Consider the following 21,017-nt stretch of genomic DNA (forward strand, 5'->3'; position numbering starts at 1 on the left):
TGTTTTCCTGTATATATTTGGGTACTAATTTTTTGATTTTATGAATATAGTGCGCAAAGTCCGTGCTGTTGAAAAATTATTCAAAACACTGGAAAAAGATATCCTGAAATTACAGGAAAAAACGGGGCTGCATTGTGTCGATAATTGTATTAAATGCTGCACCACTTCAAATATTACAGCTTCGGCTCTTGAGTTTTATCCGTTAGCCTATTATTTGCATAAGCACAATTTGGCGGATAGTGTGCTTGCGAATATTGATCAGATAAACGATCCGAAAATTTGCCCGATCTTAAATTATATGTCAACCGAAAACAGGCGCGCAGGCTGTATGTTTTACGAGCAACGAGGGTTAATATGCCGCTTGTTTTCGTATAATTACCGCACCGACAAACACGGCACACGGCTTATTGCGGCATGTAAAACGATAAATGAGGAACAGGCAGTATTGGTTGCAAAAGCGAATGGAATTTTGCTGAAAAAACCATTGGGGCCCAAGGCTACAGCTTATTATCAGCGCTTGCAGTTTATCGATTTTAAAGAAGCCCAGAAACATTATCCGATTGGTGAAGCTATCCGGATTGCCGTTGAATCAGTTGTAACTTATTTCCATTACAGCGGGAAAAAGGTGGTATAAAAGTTTCAATGGGTAGTTGTTTTGTATTGTGTTTTTCTTTGACGAATTTTCTGTAGAATTTTTGTTGGATTGTTAACGGTTTGGCGCTCCACCGAATCCCGCCCGGAATATGTACTGTGTTAGTAGCAGGTTTTTATTCTTTGTTTTTTAAGATTCCATTCTCCAATTCAAGAATTTCTGAGTCATTTGTCAGTATATCCTTTCCTTTTTGCCATTCACGGTCATATTCAATGTCTTTTATAATATCACCTTTTTTATTTATTATACCCCATTTCCCTCCAGCCCAAGTGTGGTATTCACAAAGAGGGTCAGATGGGTCTATACTTTCACTGTGTCCACCAATATTTACCAATGCTAAGCCTTTTTCAAAAGGATATGTAAAGTCATAAATAGTCGGAATTATTATATTGCCTAAAGTGTCTGCAAATCCCATTTTGTTCTGTTCGATTATTCTGAACGTTCCATCAACAATATAATCAGGTCCATTATCAAAGATGTAAACGTTAAATAATTTTTCTTCTTTTCTGTTTATTCCAATTATTCCTGTCTCGCCACTCACGAAAGCAATATTTTTAAATGTGTCCGTGTAGCAGTAGTAATATCTTCCATAAGGAATTTTCACTTCTCCTTGTCTGTCGATATATCTACATTTTATCCCCGTTGAATCACACTCTCTAATCCAATAATCTAATTCTTTCTTATGCGAACAAGAATAAATCATAACTCCGGCTATTATAAGAAGAATGTTTTTCATCGTTTACTTTTGTGTGTTGCCGTACCACTCGGGGCGTATAACCCAACTTCTTGCGAAAGTCTTGTATTTAAGTGCGTATTCAACGGCTTTTGGTTTTTAGTGCATTAAATATAATTGTTTTTTCGGTAATAGTTTAAAAACCCGTTTGGTGGCTTAAACAAAAGTTTAAAGCAAAAAACAATTCTGAGGCTTAAACTTTTGTATAAACGCTGGTGGAGCTCCGGTGAGCGCTTAAACGTTTGTTTAATGGCTTCCGGTCTTCCTTTTGGAGCTTAAACGTAAGTTTAAAAGGCGTCGGGCGTTCCTTTCAAGGCTTAAACGTTAGTTTAAACCTCGTCGGGTGTTCCTTTTGGGCTTTAAACTTTAGTTTAAGGGTAGAAAGTTAATTCCGGGGGCTTAAAACTTATCGGCAAGCGGCAAAAATTGTTTCATATGTTCAATAACATCCGGGTAAAGGTTTGATATTTAGTTCTTGTTGCCGTAAATTGCTAATGCTAATTGCCCGGGTAACTCAAAAAATCATTTTAATTAATCCCTTTGCAAGCAGCCCAAATAATACAATTACTAATGTAAAATCTAAAACCATGATCGAAAAAATTATTGTTAACAGCCGGACAACCGAAATTCACGGAACCACACGTTTACTTATTAACGCTTTCGTGCAATCGACATTAACCGCCGACCGAACGCTTATGCCGATGTTTACCGCTATAACGGAGCAAAACAATGCCCTTGGCGATGCCATCGACCGCTCGAAAGCACAAAGTATACTTGCCGACAAGGATGATATCCGTGATGCTGCCGACCGGGCAGTGGGGTACCTGATTAAAGGTTACACCTATTACCCCGACGAAACGATTCGTAATGCAGCACTGTTAGTAGAAGCCGTATTTGATAAATATGGATTTTCCGTAATCGACGAAAGTTATGTAACCGAGTCGTCGCACCTGGTATCGATGCTGGGCGACCTGGCTGCTCCCAATGTTCAGGCGGCCATTGCACTGCTGCCGGGAGTAGCCGAAAATGTTGCCACGCTGCAGGCTGCACAAACCGGTTTCGAGGACACACAAACCCAATATGCCGAAGAGCTGGCCGAGGAAGACAGCCAGCTAAATGCCTCTACTTTGAAAAAACAAGTAGCTGCCCTGATTAACAACGACCTGGTGGTATTTTTACGATCGGCCCAGCGTTTTCAGGCCGAAACCTATGGTGCATTTACCGCTACCATTGCTAAACTTATTGCCGACAATAACGACGCTGTCCGCAAACGCTGGAGTAAAGATGATTCGGAGGATTAACCGACTCACCCTGATCGAAACAAGACGCAAAGAGGGAAAGAACGTTGAAGTTGGTTGGCTTAAATTAATTGGATAGGTGCTTTGAAAATCCGGCTGGTCGTCCCTCTTTTTGCAAAAGAGAGGGAGACGAGGGTGAGTAAAAAAGGAATATAATGAGCGATGATCATACTCCGATAAGTAGAGCGAGGAAACTGCGTCAGAGAATGACTGAAGAAGAAAGAATCCTTTGGCAGCAACTCCGAAACAGAAAGTTCCTCGGATTAAAGTTTTTACGGCAACATGCGATAATTTATGACCGCATAAACTATAAACCAAAATACTTTATCCCCGATTTTTATTGTGATGAAAAAAAGTTGATAATCGAGATTGATGGCAAGATTCACTACTTTCAAAAGCAAAGAGATCAGGATCGGGAAGATATACTACACGACCTTGGTCTTCATATGTTAAGAATAAAAAACGAAGAGGTTAACTCTGATATTATTGGGGTTCTGCATAAAATAAAGCAATTTATCCAGCGACTGGACTCACCCTGATCGAAACAGGTTTCGATCTGTCCCTCTCTGCTGTCGCAAAGAGGGAAGAAGCGTTGAAGCAGGTTGGCTTAAATTAATTGGATAGGTGCTTTGAAAATCCGGCTGGTCGTCCCTCTTTTTGCAAAAGAGAGGGAGACGAGGGTGTGTAAAGATGATTCGAAAGAGGAAGAAAATGTTTGTTAGGTTTGACATAATTAGAAAGGGGATGTTGCCATGTGCACATTCCTTTTTTTTTGTCGTTTTACCGCGATTAACATTCACTTAACCCTACAGCAAGTCGCATAAACTTTTTAGTGCTTAAAAATAGTTCTCAGATGCCCTGATAACAGGCACTTTCGGTTTATTTGTCTTGTGTTTTTGTATAAAAATGAATAAAAATATTTCATCCCGTTAACGTTAACGGAAAACATTTAAAACTTATATTTGCCCGCTCAAAACAATAAATAGAGTACTAATTACACCTGTAAAATAAGGTTATAGATTTTTTGATGATGAAGAAATTAAATCGCACCAACGCAACTGAAACAAATAGTTACCCAACACGCATTCTTCAATTTGGTGAAGGAAATTTTTTACGTGCTTTTACCGACTGGATCGTTGATAAAATGAACAAAGAGATCGGTTTTAACGCCGGTGTTGATGTGGTTCAGCCGCTGCCAAACGGTATGGTTGACATGCTAAACGACCAGGACGGGCTTTACCACGTTTACCTGAAAGGGATTAAAAACGGGACGCCAGTAACCGAATTTTCGCTGATTGACTGTATCAATAAAGGCATAAATCCATACAACGAATTTGAGTCGTACAAAGCAAGTATTCTGAATCCCGATCTTCGTTTTGTGTTTTCGAATACTACCGAAGCCGGTATCAGCTGGGAAGAAAGCGACACATTGGATATGGTGCCTCAGGCATCGTTTCCTGCAAAAGTGGCCACCATGTTGTACATGCGCTACAAAGAGTTTGATGGCGACAAATCAAAAGGTCTGATCTTTTTTGCCTGCGAGCTGATCGACCGTAACGGCGATATCCTTAAGAAATTCGTTTTGCAACATGCCGAGAAATGGAACCTTGGCGACGATTTTATCAGATGGGTGAACGAAGCTTGTTGTTTCTGCAGCACGCTGGTTGACCGTATTGTTCCTGGCTTTCCACGCGATGAGATAAAAGAAATTCAGGAGGAGCTGGGTTACGAAGATAACCTGGTTGTTGTGGGCGAATATTTCCACCTGTGGGTGATTGAAGCGCCGGAGTGGGTGCAGGATGAGTTTCCTGCTGAAAAAGCCGGTTTGGAAGTGAAGTTCGTAAAAGATATGAAACGTTTCCGCGAGCAAAAAGTGCAGGTGCTGAACGGTTGCCATACCGGAAGTTATGCGGTGTCGTACCTGAGCGGAATTGAAACTGTTCGTGATGCCTACGAAAACCTTGAGGTGGGTAGTTTTATGAAAGAACTGGTTTACGACGAGGTGTTGACGGTTCTGGATGGAACAGAAAAGGAACTGAAGAAATTTGCCAACAAAATTCTGGAGCGTTTTGCCAATCCGTTTATTCGTCACCAGTGGCAAAGTATTGCCTTAAATGCCATGTCGAAATGGGAAACCCGTAACCTGCCATCGCTGATTAACTTCGAGCAGAAACACGGTATGTTGCCACAAAAGCTGGTGTTCTCGCTGGCTGCCATGATCGCGTATTTTAAAGGTGAAGCAAATGGAGAAGCGTACAATGTTCAGGATGATGAGTGGATCGTTGATTTCTATAAAGAAGCCTGGGCTGAATGCGATGGCCGTCCGATTTCGATTTACAACCTGTGCGAAAAGGTATTAAGCCTTGATAAAGTTTGGAAACAAAACCTGAATGATATTCCAAACCTCACGATTACCGTTAGTCACTACTTGTTCCTGATTACACAGGTGGGCATGAAAAAAGCGGTAAAAGCGGTGCTTAGCGAAGACAATCCGCTGATGCAGATTACCATTGATAAGATGAACAAAACAGAAGAAACAGTTACAGCATAAAAATATCATGGCAGATTTCATTAAAATCAACCCGGTTGACAACGTGGTTATCGCCTTGAAAGATTTTTCAGCAAGTGATAAATTGGTTGTTGACGGACAGGAGTTGGAGATCAAAAACGATATTCCGAAAGGGCACAAAATTGCAATTAGTGCAATTGCCGAAAACGAGGATATTATTAAATATGGTGCGCCGATTGGCCATGCTACACAAGCCATCGAAGCCGGAGAACACATACATGTTCAGAATCTGAAAACAAATCTTTCGGGCACCATTAATTATTCCTTCGATCAGAAATTGAACGAACTGACGGTTGCCAGGCGTGAGCTTACTTTTCAGGGCTACAAACGTAGCAATGGCAAAGTGGGAATCCGTAACGAGCTGTGGATTGTGCCAACAGTTGGTTGTGTGAACGGACAGGCGCAGCAGATTATCGATCTGTTTAAGCAGGAAGTGAATCCGACCGATATTGATGCGGTAGAAGTGTTTAAACACAGCTACGGTTGCTCGCAGCTTGGCGACGATCATGTGAACACCCAAAAAGCATTGGCCGATGTGATCAATCACCCGAATGCCGGAGGTGTTTTTGTGCTCGGGTTGGGTTGTGAAAACAACCAGATCGACCACCTGAAAAAGTTTATCGGCGATTTTGACGAAAGCCGTGTACGATTTTTAGCGTCGCAGGATGTGGAAGATGAGGTGGAAACCGGATTGGAGATCTTGAAAGAGATCTACGAAGTGATGCACACCGATAAACGCGAGGCTGTTCCGGTATCGGAACTGAATATCGGTTTAAAATGTGGTGGCTCGGATGGTTTTTCCGGAATTACTGCCAACCCGCTGGTGGGTGCTTTCTCTGATTTTCTGGTGGCGCAGGGTGGAACAACTATTCTTACCGAAGTACCTGAAATGTTTGGTGCCGAAACTTTGCTGATGGAGCGTGCTCAAAACGAAGAGGTGTTTGATAAAACGGTAAGCCTGATCAACGATTTTAAAGATTATTACCTGCAACACAATTTGCCGGTTTACGAAAATCCGTCGCCGGGAAATAAAAAGGGTGGTATTTCAACCCTCGAAGATAAGTCGCTGGGATGTACCCAAAAAGGTGGTACCGCAACAGTGGTCGACGTGTTGAAATATGCTGAGCCTTTAAAAACAAAAGGTTTGAATTTGTTGTCGGCACCTGGAAATGATTTGGTGGCTGCATCGGCACTGGGATTTAGCGGCTGCCAGATGGTACTGTTTACCACAGGGCGCGGAACACCGTTTGGCAGTTTTGTGCCCACCATGAAGATCTCTACCAATTCCGATTTGTTCAACAAAAAGAAAAACTGGATAGATTTTAATGCCGGCACTTTGCTCGAAGGCAAAACCATGGACGAGCTTTTGGAAGACTTTGTTCAGTTTATAATTGAAGTAGCCAGCGGCAAACAATTAAACCACGAAAAAACCGGGTTTAAAGAAATTGCCATTTTTAAAACAGGCGTAACGTTATAGCTACCATAATTGAGAAGTATTATTTAGGTCCCTGCAGCCATTGGTTGCGGGGATTTTTATTTCATCTCCTGATGTTCCAGCACTTGCCCAACGGCTTCAAGTTTAGTTTTTATTTCCTCGTAGTGAAGTTTATGAATTGGAGTATCATCTTCCAATAACATTCCAGCCAGCATTCCTGCACTTGTGGTTCGGAATCGGGTCGAACTTATTAAATGTCTCACGCCAGCCATAGTTTAACACCCTTACCAGCAGTTCGTATTGTGCAGGATCGTAATTCTCAGGCTGCTCAGAAGGATCGTAATTCTCAGGCACTTTTGTCAGGCAAATCCTGAAGCAATAGGCCTGGATACGTTTGTCGCCATAGTCTTTAATCCCTGGATCGTCGCTTGATATACGGGGCAAAACGCCACTTGGTCCTGTGTATTTCGGTGTTACTTATATAAGCATATCCTGCAGTTTTAGTCAGGAAATTGCTTTTGCTGCGGTTAATAGTGCTTTTTTACTTGTAAATTCAAAAAGTAATCATACAGCCATAAAAAGTAGCAAAATAATTCAATAGGCAAAAGATGTGCGTCATAAATCCTTTTGGAGTCCGGTCTTGGAGCTGAAGTGTCGTGGTGGTAATAGGCTTTTTATGCTAGTGTTAATAAATATTCAACCTGTTGTCAAATACATAAGCTAATAATCCTCATTTCGTCCAGAAATTTATCTTTGTCTATTGCAAAAATTTTTTTTTGTAAAACTGAACTTGAAACCAAAAGGAAAGACAAATTTCAATTTAATACTAAACCGTAGCCAAGAGCTACATTAAAAATTATCAATTTATGAGCAGTATATTTCTTATAGTGCCAGTTGCCTCGATATTGGCATTGGTATTTGCCTGGATATTCTTCAAATCGATGATGAAGAATTCAGAAGGTACTGACAGAATGAAAGAAATTGCACAATACGTTCGTGAAGGTGCAATGGCTTATCTGAAAAGACAGTACAAGGTTGTAGGAATTGTTTTTGTAATACTCTTTATCCTACTAACAATTATGGCATATTTTGGCGTTCAAAATCCATTTGTGCCCATCGCATTTTTAACTGGTGGTTTTTTCTCAGGCCTTTGTGGATTTTTGGGAATGAAAACTGCAACATTTGCTTCAGCGCGTACAGCACACGGAGCTTCGCAGTCGTTGAACAAAGGTTTACAGGTTGCTTTCCGAAGTGGCGCAGTGATGGGCTTAATCGTTGTGGGATTTGCATTGTTAGATATTGCAGCATGGTACTTTTTTCTAAGTGAAGTTGTATTTACACCGGAGCATATGGCTAATGGTGCTGAATTCTTAGGGCTTCATTTTGTTCATGGAAGTGCAGATTATGTAACTAATGGTGTAATCAACGATGCAGGCCAACGAGTAAAATTAATTGAGATAACAGTTACCATGTTAACGTTTGGTATGGGTGCTTCTACACAAGCATTATTTGCTCGTGTTGGAGGAGGTATTTATACTAAAGCTGCTGATGTGGGTGCTGACCTTGTTGGAAAAGTGGAAGCCGGTATTCCGGAAGACGATCCGCGTAACCCTGCAACTATTGCCGATAACGTTGGTGATAATGTTGGTGACGTTGCCGGTATGGGAGCCGACCTTTACGAATCATACGCTGGCTCTATTTTAGCAACCGCTGCTCTTGGTGCCGCTCTTCCTGCAATCGTTCTTTCTGATACAGGTATCGATCCTGTTAAAGCAGTTACAGCTCCTATGCTTGTTGCTGCCATTGGAATTATTCTTTCCATAGTGGGAATCTTCATGGTTCGTACCAAAGAATCTGCTACACAGAAAAATTTATTAAATGCTCTGTTAATTGGTACCGGAGGAAGTTCATTTTTGATTCTTCTTGCAATGGCCGGAATGGCTTACCTTGGTTGGGTAACCTGGGGCGTTTTCTGGGCTGTTATTATTGGATTGGCTGCCGGTGTTATTATCGGGCAGGCTACTGAATATTTTACATCTGATGAATATAAACCTACAAAAGGCATTGCAGAACAAGCGCAACAAGGACCTGCAACTACTATTATTGACGGTTTAGCTGTTGGTATGTACTCAACCTGGATACCGGTTGTAACCATTGTACTTGGTATTATGGGATCATTCTGGGCAGCAGGTGGTGCAGAACACTTTGCTATGGGTGTTTACGGAATTGGTTTTGCTGCTGTAGGTATGTTGTCTACACTGGGTATTACATTGGCTACCGATGCATTCGGACCTATTGCTGATAATGCAGGAGGTAACGCTGAAATGGCTGAACTTCCACCTGAAGTGCGTGAAAGAACAGATGCTTTAGATATGCTGGGAAATACAACTGCAGCAACCGGTAAAGGATTTGCAATTGGTTCTGCAGCATTAACTGCAATGGCTCTTATTTCTGCTTATATGGAAGAAATTAGATTATGGTTCGGAAAAATAGCAACAGCCGGAGAAGGATTTGTTACCAAAGGATCATATATCTTTTATAATGATATTGCTCCGGCAGCACAGGACGGAATGCAAGCAATTAAGATTTCAACTGCTTCTGTAAAAGATTTTACGGCTGCTTACGACGTTACTCTTTTTAACCCCCTGTTTTTAGGTGGTCTTTTCCTGGGTTCAATGATGGCATTTTTGTTTAGTGCAATGACAATGAAAGCTGTTGGTCGCGCAGCGGGTGCAATGGTTGATGAAGTTCGCCGTCAGTTCCGCGACATTAAGGGAATCCTTGAAGGAACAGCTACACCTGAATATGCCAAATGTGTTGAAATTTCAACTAAAGGAGCACAAAAAGAAATGTTGGTGCCTTCATTAGTAGCAATTATAGTTCCTGTTATTGTTGGAGCTACAATGGGTGTTGCCGGTGTTATTGGCCTGTTGGCTGGTGGTTTAACTGCCGGTTTTACGCTGGCTGTATTTATGAATAACGCAGGTGGTGCCTGGGATAACGCTAAAAAATACATTGAAAAAGGAAATTACGGTGGAAAAGGTAGCGAGGCTCACCACGCCGGTGTTGTTGGCGACACTGTTGGCGATCCTTTCAAAGATACTTCAGGACCATCGTTGAATATCCTGATTAAATTAATGACTATGGTTTCGGTTGTTATGGCCGGTTTAACTGTAACATTAAGTTTGCTGTAAGCAAAATTGTAAACATCAAATATAAAACCACTTGTCGGCAGGCAGGTGGTTTTTTTTGTGTTGTTAAAATGAAATTCTTACCTTCTAGGTATCTCGAATCTCACTTTCTCACAGTCTCAAAATCTCAGTGTCTCTATCGCACATAAACAAAATTTAACTTCGTAATTGAACAAATTATTTGTAAATTCAGTTACACTAAGAAAAACGTAAATTCTAATCATTAAAAATACTACCATGGCGAATCTAACAACAACTTATATGGGTGTAGAGCTAAAAAATCCACTCATACTTGGAGCAAGCAACTTAGTATCGAAACCCGATGTAATTAAACAAATCGAAGAAGCCGGAATTGGGGCGATTGTATACCGTTCGTTATTCGAGGAGCAAATTCAGCTCGAAAGTCTGCAAATGGACGAGCTGCTTAGCGAATATGAAAACCGTAACGCAGAAATGACCGATCTTTTTCCTGGCCTGGAACATGCCGGACCAAAAGAGCATTTATACAATTTGGAGAAACTGGTTAAAAGTGTTGATGTGCCTGTATTTGCAAGCCTTAACGCCATTTACGAACCAACCTGGGTAGAATATGCGCAGGAACTGGAGAAAACAGGTGTTGCAGGTTTGGAAATAAACCTTTACGCAGTACCGGGGTATTTCGAGGTTACCGGCGAATCGATTGAAGACAAGCAGGTGCAAATTGTAAAAGCCATTAAACAGGTGGTTAAAATTCCGGTGAGTGTAAAAATGAGTTTGTTTTACACCAATCCATTGAATTTTATTAAAAAGGTTGATGAGGCTGGCGCTGATGGCTACGTGCTGTTTAACCGCTTTTTCCAACCCGAAATAGATATTGAAAAAGAAGAATATTTCTATCCATGGGAATTAAGTAACCCAAAAGACCATATGATTGGTTTGCGTTATGCAGGCTTATTGTATGGAAATGTGGAGGGAAGTGTTTGTATTAGCCGTGGTATTTATGATGCCAACGATGTAATTAAAATGCTGCTTGCCGGAGCCGACGTGGTTCAGATGGTAAGTACTATTTACCGTAATTCTCCATCAGTGGTTTCTGATATTCTTATGGATATCAATAAGTGGATGGACGATAAAGGATACAAATCGCTTGATGATTTCAGAGGAAAACTGTCGCGTAAAAATATGAAAGACCCGTTTGCATACCAGCGGGCACAATATGTTGATATATTAACGAAATCGGAAGATATTTTCAAAAAATATCCGATGGTTTAATAGAGTAATTTTTCGTAGCATTGAAAAACAGGAGCCGTTTTGGTTCCTGTTTTTTTATGTCGTTACCCGGAGGTTTGAGCCCCAAAGATTGATACTTAACAATGTTTTGATTATTTATATTTTATGCTAACTTCGTAGTAAACAAATCAATACACCTTTAATCATGAAAAAACTAAGTTTTCTCCTCAGTCTCAGTTTGGCATTCCTACTGTTTCTGGGTTCGTGCACTACCACAAAACAAGACGATGAAAAACTTTCGGTTCCGTACGTTCAGTATCAGCTGGATAACGGTCTTGATGTAATTTTACACCAGGACAAATCAGATCCGATTGTAGCCGTTGCAATTATGTACCACGTTGGTTCAAACCGCGAAGTCCCCGGAAAGACCGGCTTTGCTCATTTGTTCGAGCATATGATGTTTCAACAGTCAGAAAATGTTGGTCAGGATGAATTCTTTACAAAAATTCAGTCGGCCGGAGGAACATTAAACGGCGGAACTGGAAACGACCAGACCATTTATTATGAGGTTGTTCCGAAAAACGCGCTGGAAATGGTGCTTTGGATGGAATCAGACCGAATGGGTTTCCTCGAGAATACGGTAACTAAATCGGCATTTGCCAACCAGCAAAATGTTGTTCAAAATGAAAAACGTCAATCCTACGACAACCGTCCTTACGGTTTTAACCAGTGGGTAATTGCCAAAAATCTGTATCCCGAAGGGCATCCTTACAACTGGACCGTAATTGGCGAAATGGAAGACTTGTTCAATGCCTCGGTGGATGATGTAAAAGCATTTCACTCGAAATTTTATGTGCCCAACAATACCACAATTGTTTTGGCTGGCGATTTTGAGGAAGAGGATGTTAAACCAATGCTCGAGAAGTATTTTGGTGAAATCGCGGGAGGCGAAAAAGTGGAAGATATGGAGCCGCAGAATATAACACTGGCCGAAACAAAAAAGCTGTACCACGAAGATAATTTTGCCAGAACGCCCCAGTTAACCATGATTTGGCCAACTGTTGAGCAGTACAACGAAGATGCTTACGCACTACGTTTTTTGGCACAAGTACTCGGAAGCGGCAAAAAATCGCCTTTCTACCGGGTTATCGTTAAGGACAAAAAACTAGCACCACGGGCATCGGTTTTTAGCCGTTCAATGGAGCTGACCGGGCAGTTTACTATTTCTGTAAATGCCAATGCGAGCACAAGTCTTGCCGAAGTTGAAAATGCAGTGTTCGAGGCATTTCAGCTTTTTGAAGAGGAAGGAATTACCGAGAAAGATCTGGAAAAACACAAAGCCGGGTTGGAAACACAATTCTACAACGGCGTAAGTTCGGTACTGAATAAGTCGTTTCAGTTGGCTATGTATAACGAATTTGCAGGATCGCCGGGATTTATTGAGGAAGACATTGCAAAAATTCAAGCCGTAACGATTGAGGATATCAAGCGGGTTTACGACAAATATGTAAAAGGAAAAAATTACCTGGCAACCAGCTTTGTGCCTAAAGGGCAGCTTGATTTGATTGCCGAAAATTCGGTTGATGCAGGAATTGTTGAAGAGAATGTGTTAGAGGCTACCCAGGTTGATCAGTCGGCAATTGACGAAGAAGAAGAGATTGCAAAAACACCAACTGAATTCGATCGCTCGGTGGAACCGGCAAAAGGACCCGATCCTGAAATTTCGGTGCCTGCGGTTTGGACAGATGAAACAGCAAACGGCATTAAAGTTTATGGTATCCAGCAAAACGAATTGCCTTTGGTTCAATATTCGATTGTTATGGATGGCGGTCATATTCTGGCTCCAACAGAAAAAGCTGGGGTGGCAAGTTTTATGGCCAGTATGTTAATGGAAGGTACGGCAACAAAAACACCCGAAGAACTGGAAGAAGAAATCGATTTACTTGGTGCCAGCATCAGTGTTAGGGCCGGTACTGAAAATATTTCGGTTTATGTAAATAGTCTCACCCGAAACTATGAAAAAACACTGGCACTTGTTGAAGAGATTTTATTGCAGCCGCGTTGGGATGAGGAGCAGTTTGAACTGGTAAAATCGCGCATGATAAACAATGTAAAACGCAACGAAGCCAATCCTAATTATTTGGCAATGGTGGCGTTTGATAAGTTGGTTTATGGCGACGATAATATATTGGCAATGCCCACTTCTGGAACTGTTGAAAGCCTGGAATCGATAACCATGGATGATTTGAAAGATTTCTACAACAAAGCAATTTCGCCATCGGTGGCCCGGATGCATGTGGTTGGAAAAATTGACCAGGAACGGGTTGTTGCCGGATTGGCAGGTTTAAGCTCGAACTGGGAAGAACACGATGTTGTGTTTCCTGAAATTGCAGCGCTGAAACTTCCGGAGAAGTCAACCATTTATTTTGTTGATGTTCCGGGTGCAAAACAATCGGTTATTAATATTGGTCAGAATGCCATTCCACGCACTTCCGACGATTTTGAGAAGGCGACTGTAATGAATTACAAGTTGGGCGGTTGTTTCAACGGAATTGTAAACCTTATCCTTCGCGAGGAGAAAGGCTACACTTATGGTGCCAGAACTTATTTCTCGGGAGGTAAAAACTACGGAACTTTCCAGGCAAGTTCAAGTGTTCGCACAACGGCTACTGAAGAATCGGTTCAGATTTTTAAAGACGAGATTGAAAAATACCGCGAAGGAATTTCAGATACCGATCTGCAGTTTACTAAAGATGCACTGATAAAATCGAATGCCCGCGGATTCGAAACGCTGGGAGCATTGCATTCGATGCTTACCAACATTAGTGCTTACGATTTACCTTTCGATTACGTAAAACAAGAGGAAGAGTTTATCAAGTCGTTAACGCCTGAGCAGCACAAAGAACTGGCTCAGAAATTACTCGATCCGGAACACATGTATTATGTAGTTGTTGGAGACGCTGAAACGCAACTTTCAGCATTAAAGAATATTGGTTTAGGCGACCCTGTTTTATTCGAGTTATAATATTGGGCAGAAAAGAAAAGAGCCGTTCTGAAATTTACAGAACGGCTCTTTTCTTTTCTGAAAGTCAAGTGAAAATTAATAGCAAAATATGCTTAAAAATTTATTGACTCACCCTGATTGTGTCGTAGGCACAATCGTCCCTCTCTTCGCGAAGAGAGGGAGCGAGGGAGAGTTTGTTGAATATTGTTTAACTTTCATTCCTGTTGATGATTCCCGGGAATCGAATGTTTTATTCTTTTTACAATCCACTAAAGTCAACATCGTTGAAGAGAATCGATGGTGTGCGCCATGACGAGTCATCGCGTACATCGTTACCAATCTCGCCAATGTTTGCCCAAAGCTTTTTCATGTTCCCGGTAATATTCATTTCAGTAACCGGTTTAACAAGCTCGCCGTTCTCCACCAAAAATCCTTCAATACCATACGAGAAATCACCGGTTGATCCGTTGCTGTTACCACCGTTAAACCCGGTAACAAAAATTCCCCTTTTAACCGATGCAATTAATGCGTCGAGGTCTTTATCGCCGGTTTCAAAAACAAGGTTGGTGGTAGATCCGCTGTTGGGTTCCATTTCCAGTTTTTTACCGTAGTAAGTGTCGATGTAATACCTTTTCAAAACACCTTTTTCAAAAACTGTACGTTTTTTGGTGGCAATACCTTCGCCGTCGAAGAGGCGTGAACCACGGCCTCCGATAATAAACGGATCGTCGGTTAGCGTTAACTTCTCAGAAGCTACTTTTTCGCCAAGTTTATCGATAAGGAATGAATTTTTCTGCTGGATAGCTGATCCGTCAAGTGCATTCATCAGCGGGCTGAAAATACGGCTTACCACACGGTTTTCAACGATCATCGGCATGGTTCCCGATTCAATCTTTTTCGCACCGATTTTATCAAGTGCTCGTTTTAATGCGGTGGTTCCTGTTCCTTCTTTTTTTAGTTCGTTGTATTTTATTGAAGTTTCTCCCCAGCCAAATTCAGGGCGGGCATCACCATCACCTTTTACCGAAACGTTGGTATATATTCCAAAGTACGAGTTGGCGGTATCGCCCTCGAAACCATTGCTGTTCACCATTACGCGCTCATTCAATCCGTCGTAATAACTACTTGATACCGATATGATACGCTCGTTGCTTCCCAGGATTTCTTTTTCGGCGGCAAAAGCCACCTGTATTTTTTCTTCCGGGTCAACGCTGCCAAAATTTTTGTCTAACGAACCCAGGTCTGGTCCGTCGCCTTTGTAATACAATTCAGGCTTGGGCAGTGTTCTGAATTCATCTTCCGAAAGGTATTTTGTGCCTTCAATAGCTTCTTCGATAAACCGTGCCAGGTCTTCTTTATTTAAGCGACTGGTGGAGTGCGATGAGTATTTATTGTCGACAAATAAACGGATAGACAAGTTGCTTTGCAGCGCCTGTTCCAGTTTATCAATTTTTTCTTCGCGCACTTCAACGCTGCTACTTTGGTTGTTCGAAATGTTTACGCTTACCTCCTGGGCTCCATTCTCCAATGCATGATTCATAGCCCATTTTGCCAATGTATATTTTTCTTCTTTTGTCATGGTTTTTAAGTTTAAGATTCAAACATCAATTTTACTTTTTTTCATCCCCTGCACTCCTTCGTCGTGCTTCCCCCTTCGAAGGGTGATTTAGGGGGATGATTGATTGTTTTCCCCATGTAATTTTAAGCTACGAGATTATGCATTTGTTCCTCCAACGGTCATTTTTTTCACTAAAACAGTTGGCAGGCCAAGTGTTACCGGAACCGATTGTCCGTCTTTTCCACAGGTCCATGTGCCGCTGTCGTTTTTGTAGTCGTTGGCAGCCATCGAAATGTCGGCCAGAGCCTGTGGGCCGTTACCAACAATATTAATGTCCTTGATAGGAGTGGTGAGTTTTCCGTTTTCGATAATGTACCCCGATTTTACAAAGAAGGTAAAGTCGCCGGCACCGATTTTAACCTCGCCATTGCTGAAATTATCAACGTAAACGCCGTAATCAACTGCTGCGAAAATTTCTTCGGTGGTGTGCGGGCCATTTTCCATGTAGGTTGATCGCATACGCGGAATTGGCATGTGGCGGAACGATTCGCGACGTCCGTTACCTGTTGGTTCAACACCATAATATTTCGCACTGATCCGGTCGTGCAGGTAGCTGTTTAGGATACCGTCTTTTACCAGGTAAGTTTTTTGTACGTCGTTTCCTTCGTCGTCTATGTTAATGGCTCCGCGGTCGTTTGGCAGCGTACCATCGTCGATAATATTAATGAAACTTTCAGCAACTTTTTTATTCAGTTTGTCGCTGAAAATAGAAGTTCCTTTTCGGTTGAAATCGGCCTCAAAAGTATGGCCAATGGCTTCGTGAAGTAAAATTCCCGAACCTCCGGCACCAAGAACTACAGGCATTTCTCCGGCTTTAGGTTTTCCGGCTTTAAACAGCAGGTTGGTTTTTTCAACGGCTTCGTTGGCCAGTTCGTCAACCAAATCTTCTGTCAGCCACTCAAACCCGCGACGAACCGATCGTGCCGCATAAGCATTCTCAATTTGTTCACCTTCCTGCATCACACAAACCGCATAAAAGCTGACCATTGGCCGGTAATCGTAGGTTAAGCGTCCTTCCGAGTTGTAAAACATTACGTAGCTGCTTTCGTCGCTCATTCCGGCATTTACCTTAATCACCTTTTCGTCGAGATCAAATATTTTGTCATTTACCTTTTGTACAAAAGGTACTTTGTCTTTCACCGAAACATCTTCCCACTTTTTCGAAATTTTGTAGAAATTGGCGGGCAGTTTCTCGTTGTAGTCGGCAGCATTAAAGCTGGCGCTTGTGTTGGCAATGTTAGCGGCCATTTTTGCTGCATTCAGCATATCGTCGAGCGCAATGTTTTCGGAGTAGGCAAAACCGGTTTGGTCGCCTTTTAACACGCGAATACCAACTCCGAAATCGATGTTTGAGTAAGCGCGGTTTACTTTCCCGTCTTCAAGCGCCAGGCTGTTTGAAATTTTGTGTTCAAAAAATAAGTCGGCATAGTCGCCGCCTTTACTCATAGCTGTCGCAATAACTTTTTGCAACATTTCGGTAGTCACTTCAAAATGATCTAAATAACTTTTCACGTCTGCTGAAATTTGTACGTTTTGGCACGATTGCACAAAGGGAGGTAAAACCATACTTCCCGCTGCAAACATACCACTTGTTTTAATAAAATCACGTCTGTCAACTTTCATAGTGCATGTGTTGTTTTTAATTGTCAAATGTCTTTTTCGTTTTATCCTGTTAATTGGTAATGTTTGGTCGATTAAAATTACATTTCCTAAATAATATCTCCAATATGCAACCATAAAAAATGATAAAACATGGGGGTGAGTTCCGATTTGGGGGCTTCATGGCGAAAAAATGTAAATATCTGAGAGGGGAGTGTGAATATTCAGAGCATTTTTTATTAAAAATGAAGAAATTTTGCGGGGGTATAGTTATTTTTGGGGTGTTTGACAAAAATCTATTTTCAATGTAAATTTTGTATTAATTTATTACATTTTGATATAAATATGCTTCAACAAGTTTCATTTAAGCATATTTTTGTGGGAGACAGTTAGAAAAAATCTATTTTTAAATAAAATTTATTACATCATGAAATCAAAATTGGAATACATTTGGTTGGACGGAAGTGTCCCAACTCAGCAGCTTAGAGCAAAAACGCGTGTAGCAGATAATTTTAGCGGTAAATTGGAAGACTGTCCGGTATGGTCTTTCGATGGATCATCAACTAACCAGGCCGGTGGTGGTGCTTCTGACCTTCTTTTGAAGCCTGTTTTCATTTGTCCTGATCCGGACCGTAAAAATGCATACCTTGTTTTAACTGAAGTTCTAAATCCTGATGGAACTCCTCACGAAACCAATGGTCGCGCTCATATCGAAGAAGAAGATGAAGATTTCTGGTTCGGTTACGAGCAAGAGTATTTCCTTTACGATCCACAAACTCGTTTGCCTTTGGGTTTCCCTGCAGGAGGTTTTCCTCTGCCACAAGGACCTTACTATTGTGGTGTAGGTGGTTCTAAAGCTTTCGGTCGTCAGATTGTTGAAGAGCATTTTGATATTTGTTTGGAAGCTGGTTTGAACGTTGAAGGTATCAACGCTGAGGTGGCTGCCGGACAGTGGGAATTCCAGATTTTTGCTAAAGGTGCACACAATGCTGGTGACCAAATCTGGATGGCTCGTTTCCTTTTGGAGCGTACTGCTGAAAAATATGGTGTTGACGTTGAGTGGCATCCAAAACCACTTGGAAAAGAACTTGACTGGAATGGTTCAGGTATGCACGCTAACTTCTCTAACGGTTTAATGAGAACTTGTGGCGACGAAAAAGTATTTAATGCAATTTGCGAAGAGTTCGGTAAAAACATTAAAGAGCATATTGATGTTTACGGTGCATACAACGATCAGCGTTTGACTGGTAAGCACGAAACTGCTGCCATCACTGATTTCAGCTATGGTGTTTCTGACCGTGGTGCTTCTATCCGTATTCCTGTTGGAACTGTTGAGGATGGTTGGAAAGGTCGTTTGGAAGACCGTCGTCCTGCATCAAATGGTGATCCGTATAAAATTGGAGCAAGAATTATTAAAACTGTTCATGCTGCAAAAATCTAAGACATATTTGCAAAATAAAAAAGAAACTGTCCTTATTGTAGGGCAGTTTTTTTTTGCTCAAATTTGTCGCCGCAAATAGTAATACACTAATAGTTAATGGCCATGATAAGGAAACAAATTGAAATAAAACGTCACTTATTTGAAGAGACTTCGCATTCGCCATCGTTGGTTGATATTGTTGGAGAAGAACAGCTGGGCGATGTGGTGGATTTTTGTTTCATTGAAAACCCTTATTTCCCCGGAGAAGCATTAATACGTCGGCTTCAGGATAAACTACCAGAAGTACTTAAAGCATACCCATCGAGTAATCCAAAATTGGCACAACAGGATTTGGCGGCCGTTTTGCACATAAAACCCGAATACCTTGTTTTAGGAAATGGTGCCACCGAACTGATTACGATTATTCAAAACAACTTTGTTGAGGATATGGGAATTCCCGTTCCAACTTTTAGCGAATACATCGAAAAGGTACAAAACCTGGAAAAGGTGAAACTGTTTCAGTTACCTGCCGACAATCATTATCAGTTGGATTTGGAAGAATATGCCGATTGGTTGTTGGAGGAAAAACTATCATCTGCTTTGATTATCAATCCTGGAAATCCTACCGGGCAGTTGCTTTCGATTGAAAAAATAACAGGGTTTTTAAACCGTATGAAACACTTGAAACTGGTGTTGCTTGATGAGTCGTTTATCGATTTTGCGGGCGAAGAAATCCCCAGTCTCATGCCTGTGGTTGAGCAGTTTCAGAATTTGGTAATTGTTCGCAGCATGAGTAAACATTGCGGTGTGCCGGGCTTGCGTTTGGGCTATTGCTGCACCGCTAACGAATATTACCTGAAGCAAATAAGAAATGCATTGCCCGTTTGGAATATAAACACGCTGGCCGAGTACTTTTTAACGCAACTAAAAGATACCGATATTGAATACCACAAGGCACGCAAACATGTTATTTCCGACGTTCGGGAGTTGTATGAAGCTTTGTGTAGCATTGAGGGATACGACGTTTACCCCACGAACAGTAATTTTATTCTGCTGAAAATAAATTTTGCAATGACTGCTTACGATTTGCAAATGAAATTGCTGCAGGATTTTGGCGTGTACGTACGCGATTGCTCCAACAAAATAGGGCTCGATGATAAGCACATCCGGATTGCATCAAAAGGCAGGGATAACGACCAACTGCTGATTCATGCACTGAAAATGGTGGCTGCAAATGCGTAATAGGTATTTTTAGTTGTCAGTTACAAGCTACAAGTTTCAATAATCCAGTCTCAGTTTACAGTCACAGTTCTCAGGATCAAATATCCAGTATCCAGTCTCAGTTTTCAGTCCTCAGGATCAAATATCAGAATTATCGAGTATCGAGTATCCAGAATCGAGCATCTGGTATCCAGCATTCAGTCGCACATCAAAAATCAATAACCGCCGAGTCGCAAACGTAAGTTGGAATAATTCCTGAACTAATAATTTTAATATTCGCGTTATCGGGCAGGGTATTTCCCGATAAAACGAGTACAGTGTCCAATCCGAATTTGTTTCCGCCAATAATATCGGTGAAAAGCGTGTCGCCAACCATTAAAATCTCGTTTCTTTGAATGTTGGGTACATCCTGCATAGCACGTTCGTAAGCCAGTAGGAACATTTGGGCATCGGGTTTTCCGAAACGTATAAATTTCTTCCCTAAAATTTGTTCAACCAGGTCGGCCAGCCCGCCAATGGCCACCGAAATATCGTTTTTATTTACCGGGTAATTAATGTCGGTATTTGCCACAATAACAGTCATGTTTTTGTGGCGCAGCAGGTTGATGGTTTTATCAATATCCTTGTTCCAGTCGAATCCTTCGTCGTCGAGAAAAGCAAACGATTTTATATGTTCCAGGTCGTTCAGGTCTACATCGCTGATGGGGACTGTTTTTTGCCCCGCAGTTTCCAGGTAATGGGCCGAATCTTTTGTTCCAAGGTAAGCCACTGCTTTTCCGTTGGCCAGTTTTGTTTTAAAGAACTCCATGGCCAGCATCCCCGATGATAAAATTTTATCGGTGGTAATAGTGGTCAGGCCTCTTTTCTGATACCAGTTCGATAGTTCCTCCGGACTTCTTGATGAGTCGTTAGTTAATACGTAATAAGGAATTCCCTTTGATTCTAAATATTTGAAAGTATTTCCTACTCCCTCAATCAGGCCCGAATGATTTTTTAATACACCAAAAGCATCAAAAAATACGGCCCGGTAGTTTTTCACTACACTTCTAAAACTTTTTGTTCTCATAA

Annotated in this window: 15 protein-coding genes; 10 read left to right on the top strand and 5 right to left on the bottom strand. The window is 41.5% G+C overall.

The genetic code is table 11. The annotated features are described in order from the left end of the window. Positions 1–40 precede the first annotated feature (40 nt). Positions 41–634, top strand: coding sequence for a YkgJ family cysteine cluster protein (locus tag G4420_RS07890; protein ID WP_163323058.1), 594 nt, complete (start codon positions 41–43; stop codon positions 632–634). Between the two features lie 133 nt (positions 635–767). On the opposite strand, the gene G4420_RS07895 is transcribed toward G4420_RS07890, so the two are convergent. After that, positions 768–1,388: a WG repeat-containing protein gene (locus G4420_RS07895; protein ID WP_163323059.1), complete on the bottom strand. Its 621-nt coding sequence runs from the start codon at positions 1,386–1,388 to the stop codon at positions 768–770. A gap of 584 nt (positions 1,389–1,972) precedes the next feature. Here G4420_RS07895 and G4420_RS07900 point away from each other — a divergent pair. The 4 genes from G4420_RS07900 (at position 1,973) to G4420_RS07915 (ending at position 6,729) form a co-directional block, all read left to right on the top strand. Further along, entirely contained in the window at positions 1,973–2,686 is a 714-nt protein-coding gene (locus G4420_RS07900) for a DUF6261 family protein (RefSeq protein WP_163323060.1), read from the top strand. Between the two features lie 152 nt (positions 2,687–2,838). Next, positions 2,839–3,222: an endonuclease domain-containing protein gene (locus tag G4420_RS07905; RefSeq protein ID WP_163323061.1), complete on the top strand. Its 384-nt coding sequence runs from the start codon at positions 2,839–2,841 to the stop codon at positions 3,220–3,222. A gap of 491 nt (positions 3,223–3,713) precedes the next feature. After that, on the top strand, positions 3,714–5,234 hold the full coding sequence (locus G4420_RS07910; RefSeq protein WP_163323062.1) for a tagaturonate reductase: 1,521 nt from the start codon (positions 3,714–3,716) through the stop codon (positions 5,232–5,234). Positions 5,235–5,241: 7 nt separating this feature from the next. Continuing rightward, on the top strand, positions 5,242–6,729 hold the full coding sequence (locus G4420_RS07915) for a UxaA family hydrolase (RefSeq protein WP_163323063.1): 1,488 nt from the start codon (positions 5,242–5,244) through the stop codon (positions 6,727–6,729). 144 nt (positions 6,730–6,873) lie between these two features. Here G4420_RS07915 and G4420_RS07920 read toward each other — a convergent pair whose 3' ends face one another. Further along, positions 6,874–7,131, bottom strand: a complete 258-nt coding sequence (locus G4420_RS07920) for a hypothetical protein (protein ID WP_163323064.1) — start codon at positions 7,129–7,131, stop codon at positions 6,874–6,876. Between the two features lie 422 nt (positions 7,132–7,553). On the opposite strand from G4420_RS07920, the gene G4420_RS07925 reads away from it, so the two are divergent. The 3 genes from G4420_RS07925 to G4420_RS07935 all read left to right on the top strand — a co-directional run bounded on the left by G4420_RS07925 (position 7,554) and on the right by G4420_RS07935 (position 14,112). Beyond that, complete coding sequence (locus tag G4420_RS07925) at positions 7,554–9,881, top strand: sodium-translocating pyrophosphatase (RefSeq protein ID WP_163323065.1); 2,328 nt, start codon at positions 7,554–7,556, stop codon at positions 9,879–9,881. A gap of 234 nt (positions 9,882–10,115) precedes the next feature. Further along, entirely contained in the window at positions 10,116–11,129 is a 1,014-nt protein-coding gene (locus G4420_RS07930) for a dihydroorotate dehydrogenase-like protein (protein ID WP_163323066.1), read from the top strand. 163 nt (positions 11,130–11,292) lie between these two features. Beyond that, a complete protein-coding gene (locus tag G4420_RS07935; protein WP_163323067.1) occupies positions 11,293–14,112 on the top strand; it encodes a M16 family metallopeptidase in 2,820 nt (939 codons plus the stop codon). A gap of 238 nt (positions 14,113–14,350) precedes the next feature. On the opposite strand, the gene G4420_RS07940 is transcribed toward G4420_RS07935, so the two are convergent. Both G4420_RS07940 and G4420_RS23640 read right to left on the bottom strand, forming a co-directional pair. Beyond that, the gene (locus tag G4420_RS07940; RefSeq protein ID WP_204273630.1) at positions 14,351–15,670 is read right to left on the bottom strand and encodes a TldD/PmbA family protein; all 1,320 of its coding nucleotides are present in this window, start codon (positions 15,668–15,670) and stop codon (positions 14,351–14,353) included. Between the two features lie 135 nt (positions 15,671–15,805). Continuing rightward, positions 15,806–17,332 (bottom strand): TldD/PmbA family protein, encoded by a 1,527-nt coding sequence (locus tag G4420_RS23640; RefSeq protein ID WP_163323068.1) that lies wholly within the window; start codon positions 17,330–17,332, stop codon positions 15,806–15,808. A 403-nt stretch (positions 17,333–17,735) separates the two neighbouring features. Between G4420_RS23640 and G4420_RS07950 the strand changes: the two genes are divergently transcribed. Together G4420_RS07950 and G4420_RS07955 are read left to right on the top strand one after the other, a co-directional pair. Beyond that, on the top strand, positions 17,736–18,749 hold the full coding sequence (locus G4420_RS07950) for a glutamine synthetase beta-grasp domain-containing protein (protein WP_204273631.1): 1,014 nt from the start codon (positions 17,736–17,738) through the stop codon (positions 18,747–18,749). Positions 18,750–18,851: 102 nt separating this feature from the next. Beyond that, positions 18,852–19,970, top strand: a complete 1,119-nt coding sequence (locus tag G4420_RS07955) for a pyridoxal phosphate-dependent aminotransferase (protein WP_163323069.1) — start codon at positions 18,852–18,854, stop codon at positions 19,968–19,970. Between the two features lie 187 nt (positions 19,971–20,157). Here G4420_RS07955 and G4420_RS07960 read toward each other — a convergent pair whose 3' ends face one another. Then, on the bottom strand, positions 20,158–21,015 hold the full coding sequence (locus tag G4420_RS07960) for an HAD-IIA family hydrolase (RefSeq protein ID WP_163323070.1): 858 nt from the start codon (positions 21,013–21,015) through the stop codon (positions 20,158–20,160). Positions 21,016–21,017: the final 2 nt, after the last annotated feature.

Origin of the sequence: Draconibacterium mangrovi (assembly GCF_010586825.1) — a bacterium.
Taxonomy (GTDB): Bacteria; Bacteroidota; Bacteroidia; order Bacteroidales; family Prolixibacteraceae; genus Draconibacterium; species Draconibacterium mangrovi.